Source organism: Clostridium sp. CTA-7 (assembly GCF_054768095.1).
Genome location: NZ_BAAAAV010000001.1, coordinates 382621 through 404191, shown reverse-complemented (window position 1 = coordinate 404191; position 21571 = coordinate 382621). Strand labels below are relative to the sequence as shown.

General features: G+C 28.0%; 23 protein-coding genes. 5 read left to right on the top strand and 18 right to left on the bottom strand.

Annotated elements, in window-relative coordinates; translation table 11 throughout:
• Nucleotides 1-6: 6 nt before the first annotated feature.
• Nucleotides 7-852: a hydroxyethylthiazole kinase gene (locus tag ACYUEX_RS01730; protein ID WP_460286293.1), complete on the bottom strand. Its 846-nt coding sequence runs from the start codon at nt 850-852 to the stop codon at nt 7-9.
• Nucleotides 853-1149: 297 nt separating this feature from the next.
• Between ACYUEX_RS01730 and ACYUEX_RS01725 the strand changes: the two genes are divergently transcribed.
• Nucleotides 1150-1716 (top strand): NUDIX hydrolase, encoded by a 567-nt coding sequence (locus tag ACYUEX_RS01725; protein WP_460286292.1) that lies wholly within the window; start codon nt 1150-1152, stop codon nt 1714-1716.
• Between the two features lie 117 nt (nt 1717-1833).
• Here the strand turns inward: ACYUEX_RS01725 and ACYUEX_RS01720 are convergent, their stop codons facing one another.
• The 11 genes from ACYUEX_RS01720 to ACYUEX_RS01670 all read right to left on the bottom strand — a co-directional run bounded on the left by ACYUEX_RS01720 (nt 1834) and on the right by ACYUEX_RS01670 (nt 11626).
• Nucleotides 1834-2727 carry an MBL fold metallo-hydrolase gene (locus ACYUEX_RS01720; protein ID WP_460286291.1) on the bottom strand — a complete coding sequence of 298 codons (894 nt, stop codon included), beginning with the start codon at nt 2725-2727 and terminating at the stop codon, nt 1834-1836.
• A 183-nt stretch (nt 2728-2910) separates the two neighbouring features.
• A complete protein-coding gene (gene yedF, locus ACYUEX_RS01715; RefSeq protein WP_460286290.1) occupies nt 2911-3528 on the bottom strand; it encodes a sulfurtransferase-like selenium metabolism protein YedF in 618 nt (205 codons plus the stop codon).
• Between the two features lie 27 nt (nt 3529-3555).
• Entirely contained in the window at nt 3556-4329 is a 774-nt protein-coding gene (locus ACYUEX_RS01710) for a radical SAM protein (RefSeq protein WP_460286289.1), read from the bottom strand.
• 69 nt (nt 4330-4398) lie between these two features.
• Nucleotides 4399-5397, bottom strand: coding sequence for a molybdopterin-binding protein (locus ACYUEX_RS01705; protein ID WP_460286288.1), 999 nt, complete (start codon nt 5395-5397; stop codon nt 4399-4401).
• Between the two features lie 78 nt (nt 5398-5475).
• Nucleotides 5476-6282 carry an XdhC family protein gene (locus ACYUEX_RS01700; RefSeq protein WP_460286287.1) on the bottom strand — a complete coding sequence of 269 codons (807 nt, stop codon included), beginning with the start codon at nt 6280-6282 and terminating at the stop codon, nt 5476-5478.
• Nucleotides 6283-6293: 11 nt separating this feature from the next.
• Complete coding sequence (gene yqeB / locus ACYUEX_RS01695; protein WP_460286286.1) at nt 6294-7100, bottom strand: selenium-dependent molybdenum cofactor biosynthesis protein YqeB; 807 nt, start codon at nt 7098-7100, stop codon at nt 6294-6296.
• Between the two features lie 33 nt (nt 7101-7133).
• On the bottom strand, nt 7134-7877 hold the full coding sequence (yqeC, locus tag ACYUEX_RS01690; RefSeq protein WP_460286285.1) for a selenium cofactor biosynthesis protein YqeC: 744 nt from the start codon (nt 7875-7877) through the stop codon (nt 7134-7136).
• 196 nt (nt 7878-8073) lie between these two features.
• Nucleotides 8074-9132 (bottom strand): selenide, water dikinase SelD, encoded by a 1059-nt coding sequence (gene selD, locus ACYUEX_RS01685; RefSeq protein WP_460286284.1) that lies wholly within the window; start codon nt 9130-9132, stop codon nt 8074-8076.
• A gap of 200 nt (nt 9133-9332) precedes the next feature.
• Nucleotides 9333-10472, bottom strand: a complete 1140-nt coding sequence (locus tag ACYUEX_RS01680; protein WP_460286283.1) for a mechanosensitive ion channel family protein — start codon at nt 10470-10472, stop codon at nt 9333-9335.
• A 269-nt stretch (nt 10473-10741) separates the two neighbouring features.
• Complete coding sequence (locus ACYUEX_RS01675) at nt 10742-10900, bottom strand: DUF1540 domain-containing protein (RefSeq protein ID WP_460286282.1); 159 nt, start codon at nt 10898-10900, stop codon at nt 10742-10744.
• Between the two features lie 120 nt (nt 10901-11020).
• Complete coding sequence (locus ACYUEX_RS01670; protein ID WP_460286281.1) at nt 11021-11626, bottom strand: FMN-dependent NADH-azoreductase; 606 nt, start codon at nt 11624-11626, stop codon at nt 11021-11023.
• 197 nt (nt 11627-11823) lie between these two features.
• On the opposite strand from ACYUEX_RS01670, the gene ACYUEX_RS01665 reads away from it, so the two are divergent.
• Complete coding sequence (locus ACYUEX_RS01665) at nt 11824-12201, top strand: winged helix-turn-helix transcriptional regulator (protein WP_411169958.1); 378 nt, start codon at nt 11824-11826, stop codon at nt 12199-12201.
• Between the two features lie 129 nt (nt 12202-12330).
• Here the strand turns inward: ACYUEX_RS01665 and sdaAA are convergent, their stop codons facing one another.
• The 4 genes from sdaAA to ACYUEX_RS01645 form a co-directional block, all read right to left on the bottom strand.
• Nucleotides 12331-13215 (bottom strand): L-serine ammonia-lyase, iron-sulfur-dependent, subunit alpha, encoded by an 885-nt coding sequence (gene sdaAA, locus ACYUEX_RS01660; RefSeq protein ID WP_460286280.1) that lies wholly within the window; start codon nt 13213-13215, stop codon nt 12331-12333.
• Between the two features lies 1 nt (nt 13216).
• The gene (gene sdaAB / locus ACYUEX_RS01655; RefSeq protein WP_411169956.1) at nt 13217-13897 is read right to left on the bottom strand and encodes an L-serine ammonia-lyase, iron-sulfur-dependent subunit beta; all 681 of its coding nucleotides are present in this window, start codon (nt 13895-13897) and stop codon (nt 13217-13219) included.
• A 128-nt stretch (nt 13898-14025) separates the two neighbouring features.
• Nucleotides 14026-14616 carry a hypothetical protein gene (locus ACYUEX_RS01650; protein ID WP_460286279.1) on the bottom strand — a complete coding sequence of 197 codons (591 nt, stop codon included), beginning with the start codon at nt 14614-14616 and terminating at the stop codon, nt 14026-14028.
• A gap of 86 nt (nt 14617-14702) precedes the next feature.
• On the bottom strand, nt 14703-16358 hold the full coding sequence (locus tag ACYUEX_RS01645) for a nucleoside kinase (protein WP_460286278.1): 1656 nt from the start codon (nt 16356-16358) through the stop codon (nt 14703-14705).
• Between the two features lie 185 nt (nt 16359-16543).
• Between ACYUEX_RS01645 and ACYUEX_RS01640 the strand changes: the two genes are divergently transcribed.
• The 3 genes from ACYUEX_RS01640 (at nt 16544) to ACYUEX_RS01630 (ending at nt 19097) form a co-directional block, all read left to right on the top strand.
• Nucleotides 16544-17215 carry a DUF421 domain-containing protein gene (locus ACYUEX_RS01640; protein WP_411169953.1) on the top strand — a complete coding sequence of 224 codons (672 nt, stop codon included), beginning with the start codon at nt 16544-16546 and terminating at the stop codon, nt 17213-17215.
• On the top strand, nt 17215-17595 hold the full coding sequence (locus ACYUEX_RS01635; RefSeq protein WP_411169952.1) for a DUF4363 family protein: 381 nt from the start codon (nt 17215-17217) through the stop codon (nt 17593-17595). The genes ACYUEX_RS01640 and ACYUEX_RS01635 overlap by 1 nt, the downstream gene beginning before the upstream one ends.
• 308 nt (nt 17596-17903) lie before the next feature.
• On the top strand, nt 17904-19097 hold the full coding sequence (locus ACYUEX_RS01630) for a 3D domain-containing protein (protein WP_460286277.1): 1194 nt from the start codon (nt 17904-17906) through the stop codon (nt 19095-19097).
• 236 nt (nt 19098-19333) lie between these two features.
• Here the strand turns inward: ACYUEX_RS01630 and ACYUEX_RS01625 are convergent, their stop codons facing one another.
• Nucleotides 19334-20527: an acetate kinase gene (locus tag ACYUEX_RS01625; protein WP_460286276.1), complete on the bottom strand. Its 1194-nt coding sequence runs from the start codon at nt 20525-20527 to the stop codon at nt 19334-19336.
• A 15-nt stretch (nt 20528-20542) separates the two neighbouring features.
• Entirely contained in the window at nt 20543-21544 is a 1002-nt protein-coding gene (gene pta / locus ACYUEX_RS01620) for a phosphate acetyltransferase (protein ID WP_460286275.1), read from the bottom strand.
• Between the last annotated feature and the right edge of the window lie 27 nt (nt 21545-21571).

Below are 21571 nucleotides of genomic sequence, written 5' to 3'. Positions count from 1 at the left end.
ACTAACTTATCTTACAAAAGAATAATCAACTTTTGCTAATCTATTTAATTTATCTGCATTTATATTTTCTATTTCATCTAATAAGTATTCCTTTAACCATACTTTATTTTCTGGTTTTAAGTTCTTTTGTATAACTATTTTTTCACTTACTGCTATAGTCATAATAGCAACTAAGACGGCTCTAAATATTTGTTCATTATTACTTGCAGCTGCAACCCCCACAGAAATTAATCCACATAATATTGATTGAATTCCTAATATATTACTAAACTTATCTGGATATCCATCTACATGAAATTCACTAAATCCATCTGTTAAATAATAATCTTCTGACTGAACTACCACTATTGTATTATATCTTCTAGAAAAACTTCTTAATTCTACTCTAATTTCTATATCCTCCATAAGTTTAGTCTCATCAAAATTCTTGTTTTTTAATTTATCATTACTATGGAATAATACGTTAAAATCCTCTAACTTTCCCTTTACAACATTTATATTGTATCTACTTATAAATCTTAATGCTACTTCTCTTCTGAAAAATGAGAAACTTATTCCCATTATATCTAAGACTACAGGTATCCTCTTTCTTCTTGCTACTCTAAGTGATTTTTCAATAGCATCTACTTTTGAACTATTTAAGTCTTCTAGGTTTATTAACAGACTCTCACATTCAGAAGTTATATCTGAAGCTTCTTCAATAGAATTTGAAATTAAAGGATTACCATTATAGCATAAAATACCTTGTGCTAAATCTCTTGCTGTGACTAAATTAGAGATACAGTGTATAAGGGGGTGCTTTTTTTGCTGCAAGTTTAAACTCTCGTCTAATGCCCTTATACCAATTTGCATTTCGTATCCTCTCTTACATCCTGAACTTAAATTTTAAAGATGTAATTATATTTATACTACATCTCTATATGTTATTCGACTTTATTTTTATATGTTACATATTTATTTCTATATAAATAGTTTTATTATATATATTTTTTAGTATATAATTAAATTTAATATGTATTAATATACTTAATCTATATATAGTTTTATTATTCTAATATTTATACAACATATAGTTATATATCAATAACTACTTATACATTCTAATTAGAATATACATTAAACTTAATTTATAATTTTAAGGAGTAACTTATGAATTGGATAAAAGAAATCAAAGAATATACGCCATACAATGATCAAGAAGCTACTGATAAAGAGGCTATTCTATATTCTATAGATAATTTTAATAATCTTTTAACTAGAGAAAATCCATTAGCTCATATAACTAGCTCTGGATATATAGTAAATAAAGATAAAACTAAAGTCCTTATGATTTATCATAATATATATAATTCCTGGTCATGGACAGGTGGACATGCAGACGGTGATGATGATTTACTTTATGTAGCTATTAAAGAAGCAAAAGAGGAAACTGGAGTAAAGAATATAAAAGCATTAGATTCTAAAATTTTCTCATTAGATGTATTGCCTGTACCAGCTCACATAAAAAGAGGAAAATTTGTATCCTCACATTTACATTTGTCAGTTGCATATTTACTAGAAGCTGATGAAAATGATGAGCTTATAATAAAGGAAGATGAAAATAGCGGTGTAAAGTGGATTTCAATAGATGAAGTTGGAATTTACTCAACAGAGCCAGATATGATAAAACTTTATGAGAAATTTAATCAAAAAATAAAAGAAATTTATAATTTTTAAATTTACTATAGAGTAAAAAGTGGACATATGTAAATTTACTTATTCCGTTGCTCCGCTCTAAGTCAACGCAAACTTACATATGTCCAATTACAAACTGACGGTAAGGAAAATCTTTTTTTATAATTTGCTATACTTCAAAAATCCATCTTCTAAAATTATTTCTATTTTTTTAGTCTCATTTAAATACTCTATATATGATTTTAACATTCTTTCAATAACAATGTATTTTCTAATATTCCTTATTCCTATTTTCCATTCTTTAACTATTTTCTTGATTACATCTTCTTTTGTCATAGGCATATCTATTAATTCACATATCTTATTTGCTCTATCCTTATAAAAGTTTATATTATCTTCTATAAGTTCTGTTATATTATCATATATTCCTTTATGAGCTACTATGTATTTTATGCCCTTTAAACTATGCAATTTTTCTTTACTTTTTAAATCTTCCTTTAAAATAAAAGCATATGGCATTTTTGCTCCTTTCATAACTTCATAACTAATAAGGGTGTCACCAAGATATGAAACATCATCAGGAGTTGTAATACATATATGTGCTGCACTATGACCTGGCGTATGAAGAATTTTAAAATTACTTCCAGCTATATTTACAATATAATCATTTTCTTTTATTACAATATCTACTTTACAAACCATATGGCCAAAATACTCTTCTATTTCATCTAAGCTTTGATCACAATAATACATCTTAAGATTAATTATACTACTACAAATAAAAGCTTCTGTTTCAGACATAGCAACTTGACATTTATACTTTTCTTTAAAATAAGATGCATTACCTATATGATCTATATGAGCATGGCTACATATAATTCCAACTATATTAAATGAATTTTCTTCTAATAATCTATCTAATTTCCCTCTTTCACCTTTAGCCAAACCGGTATCAATCATTACTATATTATTTTCACTAACCCTATAAAAAGGTATATATGTCATTCCTGTATCAATGCAAAATGTATTTTCTCTTACTTGTATAATCTGCATTTAATTCCTCCTATATAAATAAACTTATAATGTGTTTTAAACTATATAACTCTTCGCCATCCAATGTTTATATAAATACATTTCTTATTATACTATTAATTTAAAATTAATAGTATAATTGCACATAAATTTAGAGGGTGACTTTACTCACCCTCTAAATAATAGTTTACTATATTTTAAATTCTATAGTTTTATAGTATTTCCACTTTCATTCATAAGCTCTATTATTTGATACATATTGCCTATTTCTCCAACCTTAAGATCCTCTTTTAAATTATAGAAATCAAGACAAGCCCCGCAACTTATTATGTTAACACCTTTTTCCCTCATTGAATTTAAACTATCTAAAACATCAGAGCCTGTACAAGTTAATTTCACTCCTCCATTTATAAACATTAAGTTTTCTGGAAGCATTTCTGCTTCTGCTAAAGTATTTATATATACTTTCATCAAAGTCTCACCTAGCTTATCATCTCCCCCTCCAAGCAAGTTTGATGAAACTAAAATCGTTGGTGCCTTTTTATAAGTTAATTCACTTTTTATTTTACTTGCTTCATTAGAATCTAACCCCTCACCAATTTCTGTAACTTCAGATCTTGATAATTGTATTTTGTATATTCCGTTTTCCTCTATAAAGCTGCTATATAATTTTAACCCTTTTGCTAATCTTAAAATATTATTTTTAGCTACCTCATTGTCTACAATTACTAATGTTTCTTTTGAATTTTCTAAATCAAAATATTTTTTTGTTTTTATAACAGGCATAGGGCATGCTAGTCCTTTGCAATCTATAGTATTCATAATAACACTCCTCTATTTTTGCTTATACTATTTTCTACTTATTTGATTCATATTTTTTTCTACACAGTGTTTATTATAAGGCTTATTATATATTAAAACTTTTAACATATTTTCTAAATCTTCATCATATATGCCTTCTCTAATTAATTTCTTTATACTAACTGGAGAATTAAAAAACAGACACTGCTTTATAATTCCATCTGCTGTTATTTTAATCCTATTACAATCTTTGCAATCTAAATGATTAAATGGACTAGTGAATCCTATTTTTCCAGTTGAATTTTCACTTGTTTTAATAAAATTCATTATATCATTATATTCCTTTAAATTTATAGAATTTATTTTTACTTCTATCCCCTTTTCTAGAGCCTTATTAATTCCTTTAAGTACACCTGTTAAATTGCAATTTCTTATTTCATTACAGGTATTACATTTTAACGTCTCTAGTTTTATGTTAATTCCATCTAATCCTACTTCTGCTAAAGAATCTAATTTTTCATAAAGGAAAGCACCCTTGGTATTTATACAAACTTGTTTAATATCTTTAACATTCTTTATTCTGTATATTAAGTCTTCAATTTCTTCTACTAAAAGTGGTTCTTCTCCTGTAATTCCTATCTTAGTAATTCCCAAATTCGAAGATATTTGAACAATTTTAACTATTTCATCTACAGTTAATAGTTCATCTTTTTTTGTATAACTTATATCTTCCTTTGGAACGCAATGTATACAATTTAGATTACATCTATCATTTATGGATATTTTTAAATAATCTATATTTCTTCCCCATTTATCAAGCATTGTACTCACCTCCAAAGATTTTATGAACTAAACCTTATACTCTTTTGAATTATAATATCCTATTTTAACTTAATATATATTATTTGCGTATTCATTAGTAATGCATAAGCCTCCATGGCTATAAGCTACTATATCACTCTTAGTAAGCTTTTCTCCTGCCAATATCCTTGGTAAAAGAACATCAAAAGTAGTGCTCTTTGAGAATATAACACCTCCAGGAAGACCTAGTATTGGCATATCTCCTTTGTAAGAAATCAAGAACATAGCCCCTGGGAAAATAGGAGTTCCGTAAGATATAATTTCAGCTCCTACTTCTTTAATTGCTTTAGGAGTTAAATCATCAGCATCTACAGACATACCACCTGTACACAAAATCATTTCCGCTCCATTGTTAATCCAATATTCAATAGATTCTTTTATCTTTTCTGTGTCATCTGGCAATATAGATTGTCCAATAATCTCACAATTGTATGGATATAGTTTTTTCTCAATAACTTCTTTAAAAGCATCCTTTATTCTTCCATAATAAACTTCATTTCCTGTGGTCACTATTGCAACTTTCTTAGATTTTATTGGATAAATATTTATTATTTTTTCCTTTATTAAATTTGCTGCTTCAATTAATTTTTCTTTCTTTATTGCTAATGGAATAACCTTAGTTGCGGCAATTTTATCTCCTTTTTTAACAACTTTGTTATTATTTATAGTAGACAATATAATTTCATCTATAGAATTTAATTTTATAAGTGAATCTAAGTCTATTTTTAGTAACCCATCTATATCTGCAAAAAATTCTATCTTTCCTTCTTTAACTTCTGAAAAGCTTAGTCCACATCCTGCTGATATTTCCTTAAGAATTTCTGCTGCCTCATTTTCATGAACCAAGTCTTCTTCATCATTCCATATATAGATATGATCCTTTCCTACTGATAAAAGTTCTTCTATATCCTCTTCTTTAATTATGTGACCTTTTTTAAACAATCTTCCTTTAAATTCACCTGGAACTATTTTTGTAATATCATGACATAATTTTTGACCAACAGCATCTCTTACATTTATAACCCTCATATGTTCCTCCTTGTCTTATAGAATACGTATTTCCTCTATAAGTACTATAATAACCCTACGTCTAAACTTTATTTTTACTTAATCCCAAATTTTTTTTGTATCATTTTTATGATTTAATGAGCCTTTATTTTTTATAAGAATTATCTCACTTAATATCCCTAAAGCAATTTCTTCTGGTAAACTTGATGCTATGTCTAATCCAGTTGGAGCATATACCTCTTTAAGTCTTTTTTCAGGAATACCTTCATCTATAAGCTCATTCATTATATGCTTAATCTTTTTTACACTTCCTATCATTCCTATATAAGCAGCATCTCTTGTAACAACACTTTTTAAAGCCTCTTTATCAGTTTGATGTCCTCTTGTAACTATAACAACATAATCCTCTTTGTTTATATTGTAGCATCCTAATGATTCTTCTATGTTTCCAGTTATTATTTCATCTGCTTCTTTAAGTCTTTCATCATTTTTATACTCTTCTCTATCATCAAAAACTACTGTATAAAAATTCAAAATCTTAGCTATGCTATTAAGTTTTTCTCCTATATGTCCTCCACCAACTATTATAAGTCTTTTTTTAGGCATAAATACTTTTATATATCCTTTAACGCTTCCGCCACATTGCATTCCTAAGTCACTTTCATTTAAACTATATTGAAAGCTTGTACTTTCTCCTTTCTCTATAGCTTCTTTAGCCTTATTAATTATAGCAAGTTCAACTTTTCCACCACCTACAGATCCCAAAGTTTCTCCATTACTAAACACTGCCATTGAAGATCCATGTTTTCTAGGTGATGAACCTATATCTTCCGTTAATATCGCTAATGCAACACTTTCGCCCTTTTTAAGTCTTCCATAAATCTCAATGAATAGTTCTTCATCCATAATTAACCCTCCTATAAACCTTTTATTTTTTTTGTTATTAGTATGGCCTCTAGCACTCCCCCCCCAATATTTCTTGCTTTATCAGATATTGTGGTATAATTTTCTACCTCTTTTAATCTTGGATCTATATCCCCTATTTTTAGTCCTAAATGAACGTTAGTACCATCTTTAATTAGACCTCTAAGTAAACCATCTATAGGTGCTAATACTTCCTTTTCATTTATTGTTGCTAATACTTCACCTTTTTTTACTATGTCACCTATAAACTTCAAATTTCTTATAATACCCTCACATTCACTATATATTACTCTTTCTTTAGAATATCCACCAATTTCTCCCGGGATTCCAGTATTCTCTTTAGCATACCCTTCAAAGATTAATCTTCCTAAATTATGTCCTCTCATTGTTTCAATTACTATGTCTACATCTACACCTGCATTAAAGCCTGGTCCTAATGCTATTGTTATTGGTGCCATATTTTTATTAGTTCCAATATTTTTTTTAGCTAATATTGCATCAACAACTGCTAATGGCTTAATTTTTTCTATAAATTCTCCTTTGCTATCTACTATTATAGGAATAATATTATTTTTAAATGCTTCATTTACTTCATCTAAATTCTTAACACGTATAGCTCTTATCCCTTCAACTATAGTTTCTCCATTATAAATAGCATCACTAAATGAAACATTTCTCCTTATAGCTGTTGGTTTTTCTGTTTCTAAAACTAATACTTTAAACCCACTCCTATAAAGTTTTTGTATAGTTCCAGAAGCTATATCGCCTCCACCTCTTACTACTATTTTCCCTAATTCCATAGTTTAAAAACCTCATCTTTCTTATATTTCGCTTTAGAACTCAATATATCTATAGAGCTCATTTTTCAAACTTCCAAATATTATTTTATCCAAAAGCTTGTACTTATTATTATTTTTCTTAATCTCCTCAAGGAGATCTTTAAGAATATCTGTATCAACTCCTTCTTCTATTCTATTTAAGAATAGTACTTTTTCCCCCTTAGAATTTTTAAATAACCCATTTTCTCCGAATATAACTCGTATAAAATGCCTTATACCTATTATTTCTCCTAAATAGCTATCTGTAAGTTTATTAAATTCAGTTACTCTATGAACGTTCTCATCATTTATTATCATTCCTAGTGATTTAAAGCTCATTATACCTATAGTTATATCAGTTTTATCACAAATTACTGGTTCTTTTTCATTCCATCCTTTTATGGATTTTTTCTTAGATCCATCAGCTTCTACTATTATATATGGAAAATCATTTATGCATATATTTAAATCTTCTTTGCTTATGCCTATAAGCTTATTTTCATCATTTATGCATGTTCCATATGCATATATTCCATTAGAATTTAACTCCTTAATATTATTATAATTATCTTTTCCTATAGCCATATAATCTACTTCTTCTTTATTTGGAGCATATATCCTTGTTGTAGTTGAAACTAATACTTTATTATTTGATTTAAGTTCATTTGCTAACAAATACATTAATGTAGTTTTACCACCAGAACCTACTATTGAAACTAAAGAATTTCTTTTTAAATTTAAAATTTCACTTAAGTTCAATTGATTCTATCTCCTTTATATTTAAGTTAATAACTAGATATTTTATATAGCTTTTCTTCTTACATATTCTACATAATATAATTATATAATAAATAGTATATTTGTTATATAATTCATATGTAAATATTTACTTAAGATTTACTGAAGATACTTAAAAATTAAAATAAGTGAAGCTATACAACTTCACCTGCTCTAATTATGATATAGTAATTATATTTTTATTAGTTTCTTTTTTAACCACTTTTCCTATTATTTTAGCTTTTATCTCACTTCTATCATTTATATTTTTTAATAATTCTCCAGCCTTGCTTTCTTCAACTGAAATTAATAATCCCCCTGATGTTTGAGGATCAAAAAGAGATAACCTTACTTGCTCTGAAATCTCATCATGGAAGTCCACCCATTTTTCAAAATATTTTTCATTAGAATATGCTCCACTTGGAAGGCAATATTCCTTTATTAAATCTATTACTTTATTCATTACTGGAACTTCTTTGCTATCTATCTCTAACTGAACATCACTACCATTTGCCATTTCGTAAGCATGTCCAATAAACCCAAAACCTGTTATGTCTGTACAGGAATGAACTCCTATCTTTTGCATTTCTTCTGAAGCTATCTTATTCAGTGTTGACATTACTTTTGCAGCTTCTAAAAATTCTTCATCAGTAATAAATTCTATTTTTAAAGCTGTAGTTAAGACCCCTGACCCTATTGGCTTAGTTAATATAAGCACATCTCCATCTTTAGCCCCTGAATTTGTTATTACTTTTTTTGGGTCAACTATTCCTGTAACTGATACTCCATATTTTATTTCTTCATCTGTAATAGTATGGCCTCCTGCTATAGTTGCTCCTGCTTCTCTTATTTTGTCTGCTCCACCCTTTAATATTTCAGCTAATATTTCTGGTCCTATAGTTGCTGAAAAGCAAGCTAAGTTTAATGCAGTTAATGGCTTTCCGCCCATTGCATAAACATCACTTAAAGCATTAGTTGCAGCAATTTGCCCAAAGGTATAAGGATCATTTGCAACTGGTGTAAAAAAATCTACTGTTTGTACTAACGCTAAATCTTCTGATAATTTATAGACACCAGCATCATCTGATTTATCAAATCCAACGATTAAATTTGGATCCCTATCTTCTTCCTTTGCTTCTATATGACACAAAACCTTTGCTAATCCATCTGGGGTAAATTTACCTCCACATCCGCATCGTGTTGATAATTGTGTAAGTTTTTTATCATTTATTTCCATATAAACACCTCATATATATTATTTAAAAGTACCATTTTTAATTATAATTTACTTAATAATTAAATTATAACACTAAATTTATATAAAAAAGTGGACATATGTAAATTTACTTATTCCGTCGCTCCGCTCCAAATCAACGCAAACTTACATATGTCCACTTAGATGCTGAAGGTAAGAAAAGAATAGATAGGATTTCCTATCTATTTTCCACGTTCTTCTTCAGTTATATTTCTTATTGATTCTAATTCTGTACACTCTGTCTCACAATTTGAACCTCTATGCTCAAGTCCATTTCCAAAATTAAATGTAACAAACATTAATTCGACTTCTTTGTCTCGAAGTATCTTCAATATTTTAATATTTATCTCTTCTTTAAGTTTTTCATAACAAGTGTAGTTTAATTCATTTGTATAAAAATAAACAAAAATCCCAAAACCATAAGTAGATAATTCATTAAAGCTCACTATAATTAAATCCTTATCTATTTTTTCATGTTCTTTAAGCAAATTTTCTATTTCATTTATAATGCCTTCAATTTTTTCTACTTCTGTATCAAATTTTATTGTGAATTTAAAATGTATTCTTCTTAATTTTCTTTGTGTCCAATTTATAATATTTTCATTTGCTAATTTAGAATTAGGTACAGTTGCAACTGCCATAGAAAATGTTCTAATTTTTGTACTTCTAAAGGTTATATCTTCTACTATTCCTTCAACTTGAGAGGTTTGTATCCAATCACCTATTGCAAAAGGTCTATCTAATACTATTATCATTCCTCCAAATAAATTAGAAAAAGCGTCTTGTGCCATTAAAGCAAAGGCTATACCGCTAATTCCAAGCCCTGCTATAAATCCTGTAAATCCAAATTCTCTAGCTATGCAGCTTATTCCAATAACAACGATAATTAATCTTATTATTATAGAAATAAAAGGGAAGACTATAGTATTTCCTCCATCACCTCTATGCATTCTTGTATATAAAAGCGAATTTTCTAATGTTAAGTTATATAAAAAATAACAGGCAACTATAACTACAAATACCATTTTTAATCTATCACTTGTAACTGTATTTACATTTAATCCATCAAAATCTATAATTCTCAAAGATAAATATAAAGAATATAGTATTATATATAGTTTAGTTGGCTTTTCTAAAGCCCTAACAAGGCTATCATCAGCAAAATTTTTAGTCTTTTTTGCTAGTCTAATAATATGGGTAAATATATTATCTACTATATATTTATTTATAGTTATTGCTAAAACTATAACTATAACTGCAATTAAATATTTGCTTATACTTATTTGAAATAATACTTTAATAATATCTTCTAATTCTTTCATAGTTCCTCCTAAAAGGATTTCTACAAAATGTTAACTATAAACTTAATAACACCTGTATTTTATTTGATATCAAGTATTATTTTTACCTATATATTTTGTTCTTATCCAATTAATTTAGAAGTGGACTATTTTAATTCATTATCTGCAAATAATTTTTAACGATAAAAAGATAGAGAAAGTATAAGTTTCTCTATCTTTTTATTAATTCTTTTATAATGAATTATTTTATTCATTATCTAATTTCAATTCTAAATTATCAAGTTTAATTACTATCTTAATTCAAAAGAATTGCAATCTGTGCATTGTACTTGAGTCGGATTCTTTTCATGTGTTCCAACTTCAATCATTGTTAATGTACAATAACTTTCATTTGTATTATTGTACTTACATTGTCCTACTGTGCACTTTATGTTTGGATTCTTATCCATTTAAATCACCACCTTACAAAGTTATTATTTACTTTTAAATTTATACTATTCATAGCTTGAATATAATTTATGGTGATGATTTTAATTTATATTATTTAATCTTAATATTTCTTATTAATTCTAAAATTCTTTTGCTATTTCTTTTGCTTCTGAAATTGTATCTGAAAGTATCTTTTCAACATCCATTCCATATACATCAAGACTTTCAGCAGCAAGGCTCTTAATATCTTTTATTCCAAAGAAAGCTAAAATTGTTCTTAAATATCTTTCTCCCATTTCAAATTGTGAAGTTACTGAATTTGTATAATCTCCACCTCTTCCTGAAACTATAAGAGCCTTATCAGCCTTACATATTCCAACTGGACCTTCTGCAGTGTATTTAAAAGTTATTCCTGTTACACTTACATAATCAAAATAAGCTTTAACTATAGCTGGTGCTCCTAAATTCCACATAGGAGCTGCTATAATAACTTTGTCAGCCTCAGCCATTTGATATGCATATTTTAATATTGGATGATTTTTGCTTTCTTCAGTTTTTTCTCCAAATACTGCTTGTAAATCTTCTGGTCTTAAGAAATCAATTTTTTCCTTATATAAATCTAATACTGTAATTTCATCATTTGGATTATTTTTTTTATATTCCTCAATAAAACTATCTGAAACTTTAAATGTTCTTGATTCACCTTCTGGTTTTATATTTGCTTTTATATATAGTATTTTACTCATTTTTTCCTCCTATTATAATTACCATTTGTAATATATATCTTTTTTGTTATAATATAAATATTAGATTATATGATATATTTTTTCAAGTAGGTACTTTTTTTATATATAGTATATAAAAAGATACTATATATTAATATTCAATGTATTTATTATGTTTCAATTTTAATAAATATATGTTATAAGTAAGGAGACATTTTATGGAAAAGTTTTCAATAAATCATACAGACTGTTATGTAAATGAAAATACAAATTCTCACGAAATATGCCCAATGATTTTAGTTCACAAACTAATTTCAGGAAAATGGAAAATACTAATACTTTGGTATTTATGTAATGGCTCACTTAGATTTAGTGATATTAAAAGAAAACTTCCTAACGTTACTCAAAAAATGTTAACGAACCAGCTTAGAAGTTTAGAAGAAGATAATTTGATTTATAGAAAGGTTTATCCTGTGGTTCCTCCTAAGGTTGAATATGGATTAACTGAGATTGGTACAAAAATTATACCTGTTTTAAAATCTATGCATAACTATGGAAAAGAATATATAGATATGCTTAATGGTGAAATTTTATAAATTGCCAATATAAAGGCTACGATAAATAGATATGTTCCATAAACATATTCTATTTATCTTCGCCAACTTATATTTCTCCACTTAAAATTATTAGATGAATATTTAACCTAATTAAAGTATAAAACAAGTTTAATTATTTTCTCCAAAAGCCTTTTTCTTTAAGGCTAATCCAGCTTTTGTTATAGCCACTCCTCCAAGTCCTGTTTCCCTTAATGATGAAGGTAAACTTCGTCCTACCTTATACATTGCAGATAAAGCATCATCAAAAGGTATTTTAGATTCTACACCTGCCATAACTAAATCTGCTGTGCATAAAGCACTTATTGCTCCAGAAGAATTTCTTTTAGCACAAGGTATTTCCACTAAACCTGCAACTGGATCGCAAACTAATCCTAATATATTTTTAAACACTATCGCAGCTGAATCTAATGACATTTTAGGTGTTCCACCCATCATTTCTACAACTGCTGCTGATGCCATTGCTGCTGCTGAGCCACATTCAGCTTGACACCCACCTTCTGCTCCTGCAAATGTTGCATTTCTTCCAATAATCATTCCAACTGCTGCTGATGCAAATAAAGCCTTCATAAGCTCTTCATCATTTTTACCAAGTTTTTCTCCAGCTGTTAGTATTACTGCTGGCAGAATTCCACAAGATCCAGCTGTTGGACAAGCAACTATTTTCCCCATAGAAGCATTAACTTCTGAAGATGAAAGAGCCATAGCCATAGCCAATATCATTGTATCTCCTGTTAATGATTTTCCCTTTTTTAAATATTCTTGTAACTTATAGGCATCTCCACCAATTAATCCACTAACAGAATATATCTCTTTTTCTCTAGCTTCAGCTGCTCCAACTCTCATAACCTCTAAAGTTTTTTTCATTTTTAAGAAAACTTCTTCTCTTGAAATATCTCTATCTTCCATTTCTCTTATAATTGCATATTCACTTAATGAAATTGAATTTTCTTCGCATATATGTACAAGTTCTTCTCCAGACTTTGCTATATCCAAACTATTCACCCTCCTCAACTTTATTAATAAGGATTACTTTTTCTATTCCTTCAACTTTTTTAATTTCTTCTATTAATTCACTTGGAATTTTACTATCAACTTCAAATGTCATAGTAGCATTTTTACCTCTTTGGTTTCTACCTAAATTTAAAAATGCAATATTAACTTTATTATCATATAAAATATTTGTAACCTTTGCTACAGTTCCAGGTATATCTCTATGTGAAGTTATTATAGTTGCATAAGCACCTGTAAATTTAACTTTATTTCCGTTTATTTCAACAATTTCAATATTTCCTCCGCCTATTGAACTACCTATGACATCACATTCCTTGCCATTTTTACATTTCATTAAAAATCTAACAGTGTTAGGATGATAATCTCCTAAATCTTCATCCTTAAATGCTATTTTTATTTCCTTTTCTTTTGCAATTTCAAGAGAATCTCTAAGCCTTTCATCTGATGGATCCATTCCCATTATTCCAGCTACTAAGGCTCTATCTGTTCCATGTCCCTTGTAGGTTTTTCCAAAGGATCCATGTAATAAAAAAGTAACCTCAACTACTTCATCTCCAGCTATTGTACGAGCAACCTTTCCAAGCCTTGCTGCTCCTGCTGTATGTGATGAAGATGGCCCTACCATTATAGGTCCTAATATATCAAAAACACCCATGCCACTCATGCTTTTTTCTCCTTTAGTTATAAATTTAATTTAACTATTTATTATTATATATATGAACCTAATAATTATCTATAATTTATTAATTTAAATCTCAATAATTATTAGTCACTATTATACATTGGTAAAACTCATTTATTATATAGTTTTTTACAATCTACATTTTCTCTAATAAACATTTTATACTTGCTCTTTTTATAAACAATTTCTACTATGCTACCCAAATTAATTTCTTTAATCTTTATATATTCTACATCTTTTCTTTTTATTTTAATAACTTTATCATTTTTTAATACTTCAAATTCTTCCTTGTCTAAATTATAAAATGTACCTACATATTTCTTTTTCTCTATTATATATGTACATATAAGTACTGATAAAATTATAATCCAGGTTAAACATATATAACTATTACTATATCGTGGTATAAAAAATAGCAGCCAATATAGTCCAGTATTTCCTATATACCTCTTATCAATATTAAAAAGCATATTTTCTTTATTTAATTCACTATATAGGTACTCTAACTTCTTTCTTTCACTAAATAAAAGAGAATTCATATTTAGTGAATGTACTTTGCCATTATAACAAAGTATAGCTAAGATATTCTCATCATAATATAAACTTCTAATATCACATTTTTTTATAACACGTTTTTTATATATAATCTCTTCTTCATTTACCTCTAAAATTACCCTACCATAGTCACTTAATAATACCAATAAAATTCCCCCCAAAAATAGTATAAAATAACAGACAATTAATCATATGTTAACTGTCTATTATTTTTCACTAGAAAAATCCCTTATTAATATTTATAAAAAACACTTCCACCAATGAATTCTCTTAAAATACTATTTGTAGGAACATAATCCTTATCTATTTCTTTAAAGAAACCTAGAAATGATTTTAATCTACTTACTTCTAAATAAACTGGACTATCCTGGCCTATTTTATTTAACTCCTCTAAAGCATATTTCTTTAAAACACATAGTTCATAAACTAAAGTAGAATTAAACATCACATCTGCTTCTTCTTGGAATACAAAAATATTCTTTTCTTCCCCTCTTCTAATAGATGGCCACATCTTCAACGTTTGCTCTGCTCCATAACCCCTTGATAAATAATCTCTAACTATTCTTCTAACTCTTCTTATATCTGTTGTTGCTATTCTATTATGATTATCTAAATTAAGTTGTGTTAGTGCTGATATATATACTTTAAATTTATGCTTATCAGAAATAGAAGCTGTAAGCATTGGATTTAATCCATGAATCCCTTCAATCAAAAGTATTCCATTACTTGGAAGGATCAATTTATGACCTATCCATTCTCTTTCACCCTTTTTAAAGTTAAAACTTGGAATTTCAACTTCTTCTCCTTTTAATAAACTACCTAAATGAGAGTTAAATAAATCTAAATCTAAAGAATATATACTTTCAAAATCATATTCTCCATTTTCATCCTTTGGAGTATGATCTCTATCAACAAAATAATCATCCAAAGATATAGGCATCGGAACATATCCATTTACTCTAAGTTGAACTCCTAATCTATTTGCAAATGTAGTTTTACCAGATGAGCTGGGTCCTGCTATTAATACTACCTTTGTTTCCTTTCTTTCACTAATCATATCAGCTATTTGGGCTATTTTTTTTTCATGAAGAGCTTCAGAAACCATAATTAAATCTCTTAACTCCTTATTTTCTACTTTATCATTTAGAGATCCTACTTCTCCAATACCTAGTATATTTAACCATCTTTCTGTTTCTATAAAAATTTGAGATAATTTTCTATTTTCCTTAAACTCTGCTACTATATTTAAATCATCTTTCTTTGGATATTTTAGCACAAAGCCTGGATCATAATACATTAAATCAAATGCTTTTATTATTCCTGTTGAATATGCCATTTGTCCATAGAAGTAATCATATCTTCCATCTAACTCATATAAATTTACATTTTCAAAGGTTACATGATTTAATAAAGAAACCTTATCTTCCATTCCATAACTCTTGAAAATTTCAATTGCTTTTTCCCTTTTCACCTTTATTTTATTTATTGGTAAGTCTTTATCTATAAGTTCCTTCATTCTTACCTTTATCTTTTCAATATCACTTTCATTTAAAGCCTCTTCTTTATGAAGTTCACCAAAGACTCCTTCTCCAAGACTATGCTCAATTGTTATTATTGAATTATCATAGAGGTCTAAAGCAGCTTTTATAAATATAAATTGTAATGTTCTAGTGTAAATTTTATATCCTATTGGAGTATTAAACTTTACTAGTTCTAAAACTCCCTCTCTATCTATCTTATGAAACAACTCTTTATACTCTCTATCTAGTCTGCATAAAGCAACCTTATTTGAATCAATATTCAGATAATTATCTATAAACTCTTTATAAGTAGTATCCATATTTACTAAGTAGTCTTTATTATTGTATTTTATATTTAAATTATTCATTAAATTCCCTCCTAATACCTACTTACTATTCTCTAATCTCTATTCTCTATTTTATAAGAATCTTCCATATGTATATTATATACTTGAATCTAAAAAAATCTATAAAAATGTATTGTTACCTATTTAAATTATAGGAATAAAGTTATAGTTTTATACAAATAATATCTCATGCGAGGTGTTTGAACATGTTTATAGTATTAATAAGAACTATCTTTCTTTACGCTTTAGTTATATTAGTAATTAGATTAATGGGAAAAAGACAAATAGGAGAATTACAACCCTATGAGTTTGTAATTACAATAATGATTTCAGACTTGGCAGCCTTACCTATGCAAGATACTAGGCTTCCTTTGATTCTAGGGGTAATACCTATAATCACTTTATTATTTATAAAAACTATTTTATCTATAATTCAATTAAAGAGCCAAAAGGCTAGACAAATTTTAGAAGGTGAACCTTCTATTTTAATTTCTAGAGGTAAAATTAATTTTGAGTCTTTAAAAAGACAACAAATAAATTTAGATGAACTTATGGAGGAAATTAGATTAGCTGGGTATTTTGATTTAAGTGAAATTGAATACGGCATACTAGAGAACAATGGTCAAATGTCTTTTTTAACTTCTGATAGTAGTAACTCTAAAAATAATAATTCTACTAAGCCTCTATTACCAGTTATATATGTATTGGATGGAAAAGTAAACAAAAATGCTCTAACATCTAGTGGTAAAAATTATGAGTGGATTAAAAAGCAATTAAAGAATCATAAAATAAACTCTATAGATGATGTTTTAATTGCAATGACAGATACAAAAGGAAAATTTATTTATCAACTACATAAGGACAAGGAGGATTATTAATGAGAAATAGTATTATCTCTGTAGTTCTTTTTATAGCTTTGATCTCAGGCTTATTATTTCTTGATAACAAATTTGTATCACTTTGTGATGATGTAATGTTTAAATGTCAAGAAATTGAAGATTTATTAGAGGCAAATGAAAATTATATAGCCTATGAAAAGTCAGTTGAATTATTAGAATTCATTGAAGAAAGAGCTGATATTCCAGCTATATATTTAAATCATGTTGATTATGATTCTTTAATGAATGAATCCCTAAAGCTTTCCCTATATATTAAAAGTGATGAAAAAGGAGATTCATTAGCAACTCTTCATGTATTAAGATATGCTGCAGAACATTTAAAAGAACTTCAAAAACCTAACCTTAATAACTTATTTTAATGTTACCTTAAAATCTTAAAAATTCATATTAAAAAGACATTAAATAAATTTGTTTTATACAAATCTATTTAATGTCTTTTCGATATAAGTTCTTATCTATTATTTATATTTATAATAAAACTTATTTTAAGTTTTATTAAGCTTATCCTTAATTATAGCACTAGTATATATAATGTTATATATTACATTATATTACATTTTTCTTGCTAAGATCTAATATTTATTGTAGGATAATACATATCATTATAGTCTTATATGACTATTTACATATCAATTATTGTAGCATTGTTTAATTGGAGGTGTATATTTTGACAAGAAGAGCTTTATTCTCTGCATGCATGACTTTTTTATTTTTACTTAATAATAGTTATATTGCATTTGCAGAGCCTAACCCTACTGAAGGCCAAACTATCCAGGAAAATAAGATTAAATATGAACAATTAGATAGCGAAACAATGGAATTAGATACTAAGATTAGTAAATTAAATAGTGAAATTAATAATCTTAACGAAAAGTTATCTAAAAACAATTCTGAAATTGAAGATACTAACAACGAAATAAAAACTATTAATTATAAAATTGAAGAAGCAAAGCTAGAAATTGATAAAACTCAAAAAACCCTTGATGGACGTCTACGTTCAATGTATAAAAGTAATATGACAACAGGTATGTTAGTTTATTTAATAACTTCTGAAAATATTTTTGATATGCTCAACAGGGTACAAGCTATGAGCAAAATTGTTTCTATTGATAAAGAAATGATTTCAGAAATAAATAAAAAAAAGGATTCTCTCAACAAAAATGCAACAGAAATAGAAGAAAAGAAAAATGAATTAGAAAAGCTTAAAGAATCGATTCAAAGTGACTTAGCGGAAGTAAACTCTAAAAAAGAAGAAGAAGAAAACCTTTTGCAAAGTTTAAATTCTAGAAAAGATGAAATTATGTCTGTAATAGAGGCTAATGAAGAGAATTTAATTTCTCACCCTCTTTCTATAATCAACTCTGATTCTTCATCAATTTCTGAATTACAAAATGCTGTTAATACATTGCAAGCTATGTTACCTCAACTTAATAGTGATTATTCTATAGGATTAGCTAAAGATGCAATTAATTTAGGTAATGATAAAATTGCTCTAGCTAATGAAAAGTCTTCTGAAGCAGAATCTAAACCGACTACTTCCAATTCTGTGGAAGATGTCAGTGGACAAGTATCTACACATACTATGAACGCAACTGCATATACTGGACATGGTCTTACTGCAACAGGTCTTAAGCCTATAAGAGATCCTAATGGAATTAGTACAGTTGCTGTTGACCCTAATGTTATACCATTAGGATCAAAGGTTTATGTAGAAGGATATGGGTATGCTATAGCTTCTGATACTGGTGGAGCTATTAAAGGAAATAAAATTGATTTATATATGAATTCAGATGCTGAATGCTATGCTTTTGGTAGACGAACTGTTACTGTAAATGTAATTGCTTATCCTGGGCAATGGTAGTTAAATTAATAAAAAAGTTCACCTATGTAAATTTTGCTTATTCCGTCGCTTTGCTCCAAGTCATCGCAAAATTACATAGGTGAACTTCAAAACTGAAGGATGGAAATTATAAAAAGTTATTCACGGGGTAAGCTTTTTATAATTTCCTCTAAAGAGTTAAAAAGCTATATAATTGGATGTAGGGGAATCCAATTATATAGCTCTTTATTTATATAAGGTCATTTAATGAGAAATAGCTAATTTAAAACTTCTAAAGTTTCTTTTGCAATCATTAACTCTTCATTTGTCGGTATAACATATACTTTTACATTAGAATTATCAGATGAAATTTCTGCTATTTTTCCTCTCACATTATTCTTTTTATCATCAATTTCAATACCTAAAAACTCTAATCCTTCTAAACACGATTTTCTTGTGGTAATAGAATTTTCTCCTATTCCTGCTGTAAATATAATAGCATCTACTCCACCCATATGAGCGGCATAAGCAGCTATTTGTCCTCTTATTCTATAATGAAAGATATCTAATGCAAGTTGTGCTCTATCATTACCTTCTTCTGTTGCTTTTTCTAAGTCTCTAAAATCTGAGCTTACACCTGATATTCCTAATACTCCAGATTTCTTATTTAAAGATTCATTTGCTTCTTCAACAGTATACCCACATTCCTCTATTAGAAATGTAGCTATTGATGGATCTATATTACCTGATCTAGTTCCCATTGCAACTCCTGCAAGAGGAGTAAATCCCATTGAAGTATCTATTGATTTTCCATTTTTAATTGCAGACAAGCTTGCTCCATTACCTAAATGGCAACTTACTATCTTTAAAGTTTTTATATCCTTATCTAGTATTTCTCCAATCTTTTGGGATACATATTTATGAGAGGTTCCATGAAATCCATATTTTCTAATTTTATGATTTTCATATAAACTATATTCAATTGGATAAATATATGCAACTTCAGGCATAGTTTGATGAAATGCAGTATCAAAAACTGCTACCATTGGAGTTAAAGGCATTAATTCCATGCAAGCCTTTATTCCAATAACATTTGGTGGGTTATGAATTGGCGCTAGCTTTATACATTCCTCTAGATAACTTAAAACATTATTATCTATTACAACTGATTCAGAATACCTTTCCCCTCCATGAACAACCCTATGACCTACAGCAAATATTTCATTAAGATCCCTTATTGCTCCTATTTCCTTATCTAATAAAGTTTCTAAAACTAAATTTATAGCTTCTTTGTGATTTTTAATTTCTCTTTTATTTACATGCTTTATATCCATATTTGTCTTATGTGTTAATATGGAACCCTCTATTCCAATCCTTTCAACTAACCCTTGACATATAACTTCTTCGTTTTTCATCTCTATTAATTGATATTTTAATGATGAACTTCCACAATTAATAACAAGTATATTCATTTATCTTCACCTCTATTATCTTGTAGCTTGTGCTTGTACAGCAGTAAGAACTACTACATTTACTATATCATCAGCTGAACATCCTCTAGATAAGTCATTTATCGGCTTATCAAATCCTTGACAAATTGGACCTATTGCTTCAGCATTTGCAAATCTTTGTACAAGCTTATATCCTATGTTACCTGATTGTAAATCTGGGAATACTAAAACATTTGCTCTACCAGCTACATTACTATTTGGTGCTTTTTGCTTTGCAACCTTTTCAACTATCGCTGCATCTAATTGCAGTTCTCCATCTATTAATAAGTCTGGCCTTAACTCCTTAGCAAGTTCTGTAGCTTTCCTTACTTTTTCTACAGTTTCATGATCTGCAGAACCCATAGTTGAAAAGCTAAGCATTGCGACTCTTGGTTCAATTTTACATACATTCTTAGCAGTATCTGCTGTTGCTATAGCTATAGCTGCTAATTGTTCATAAGTCGGATTTGGATTAACTGCGCAGTCTGCAAATAATAACATTCCTTCTTCACCATAAGAAGAATTTGGAACACCCATTATAAAAAAGCTAGAAACCACTGATACACCTTTTGATGTTTTTATTATCTGAAGACCAGGTCTTAATAAATCTCCTGTTGTATGAATAGCTCCAGATACCATTCCATCTGCATCATTACATTTTACCATCATAGTTCCAAAATATAATGGATCTTTAACTATTCTTTCAGCTTTTTCTAAGGTTACTCCTTTACTTTTTCTTAAGTCATAAAATCTATTTATATAATCTTCAAGCTTATTTGAAGTCTCTGGATCTATTACTTCAACTGCACTTATGTCTTCCTTTAATTCCTTTGATTTATTTAATATAACATCAAAGTTTCCAATTAGTATTGGATGTGCTAAACCTAATTTTTTAATTTTAATAGCTGCTAATATATTTCTTTCTTCTTCACCCTCTGGAAGTACAATCCTTTTAATATCATTTTTAGATAATTCCCAGAGTTTATCTAATAGCTCCATTTTTCTCCCCCTGATTAAATCAATTAA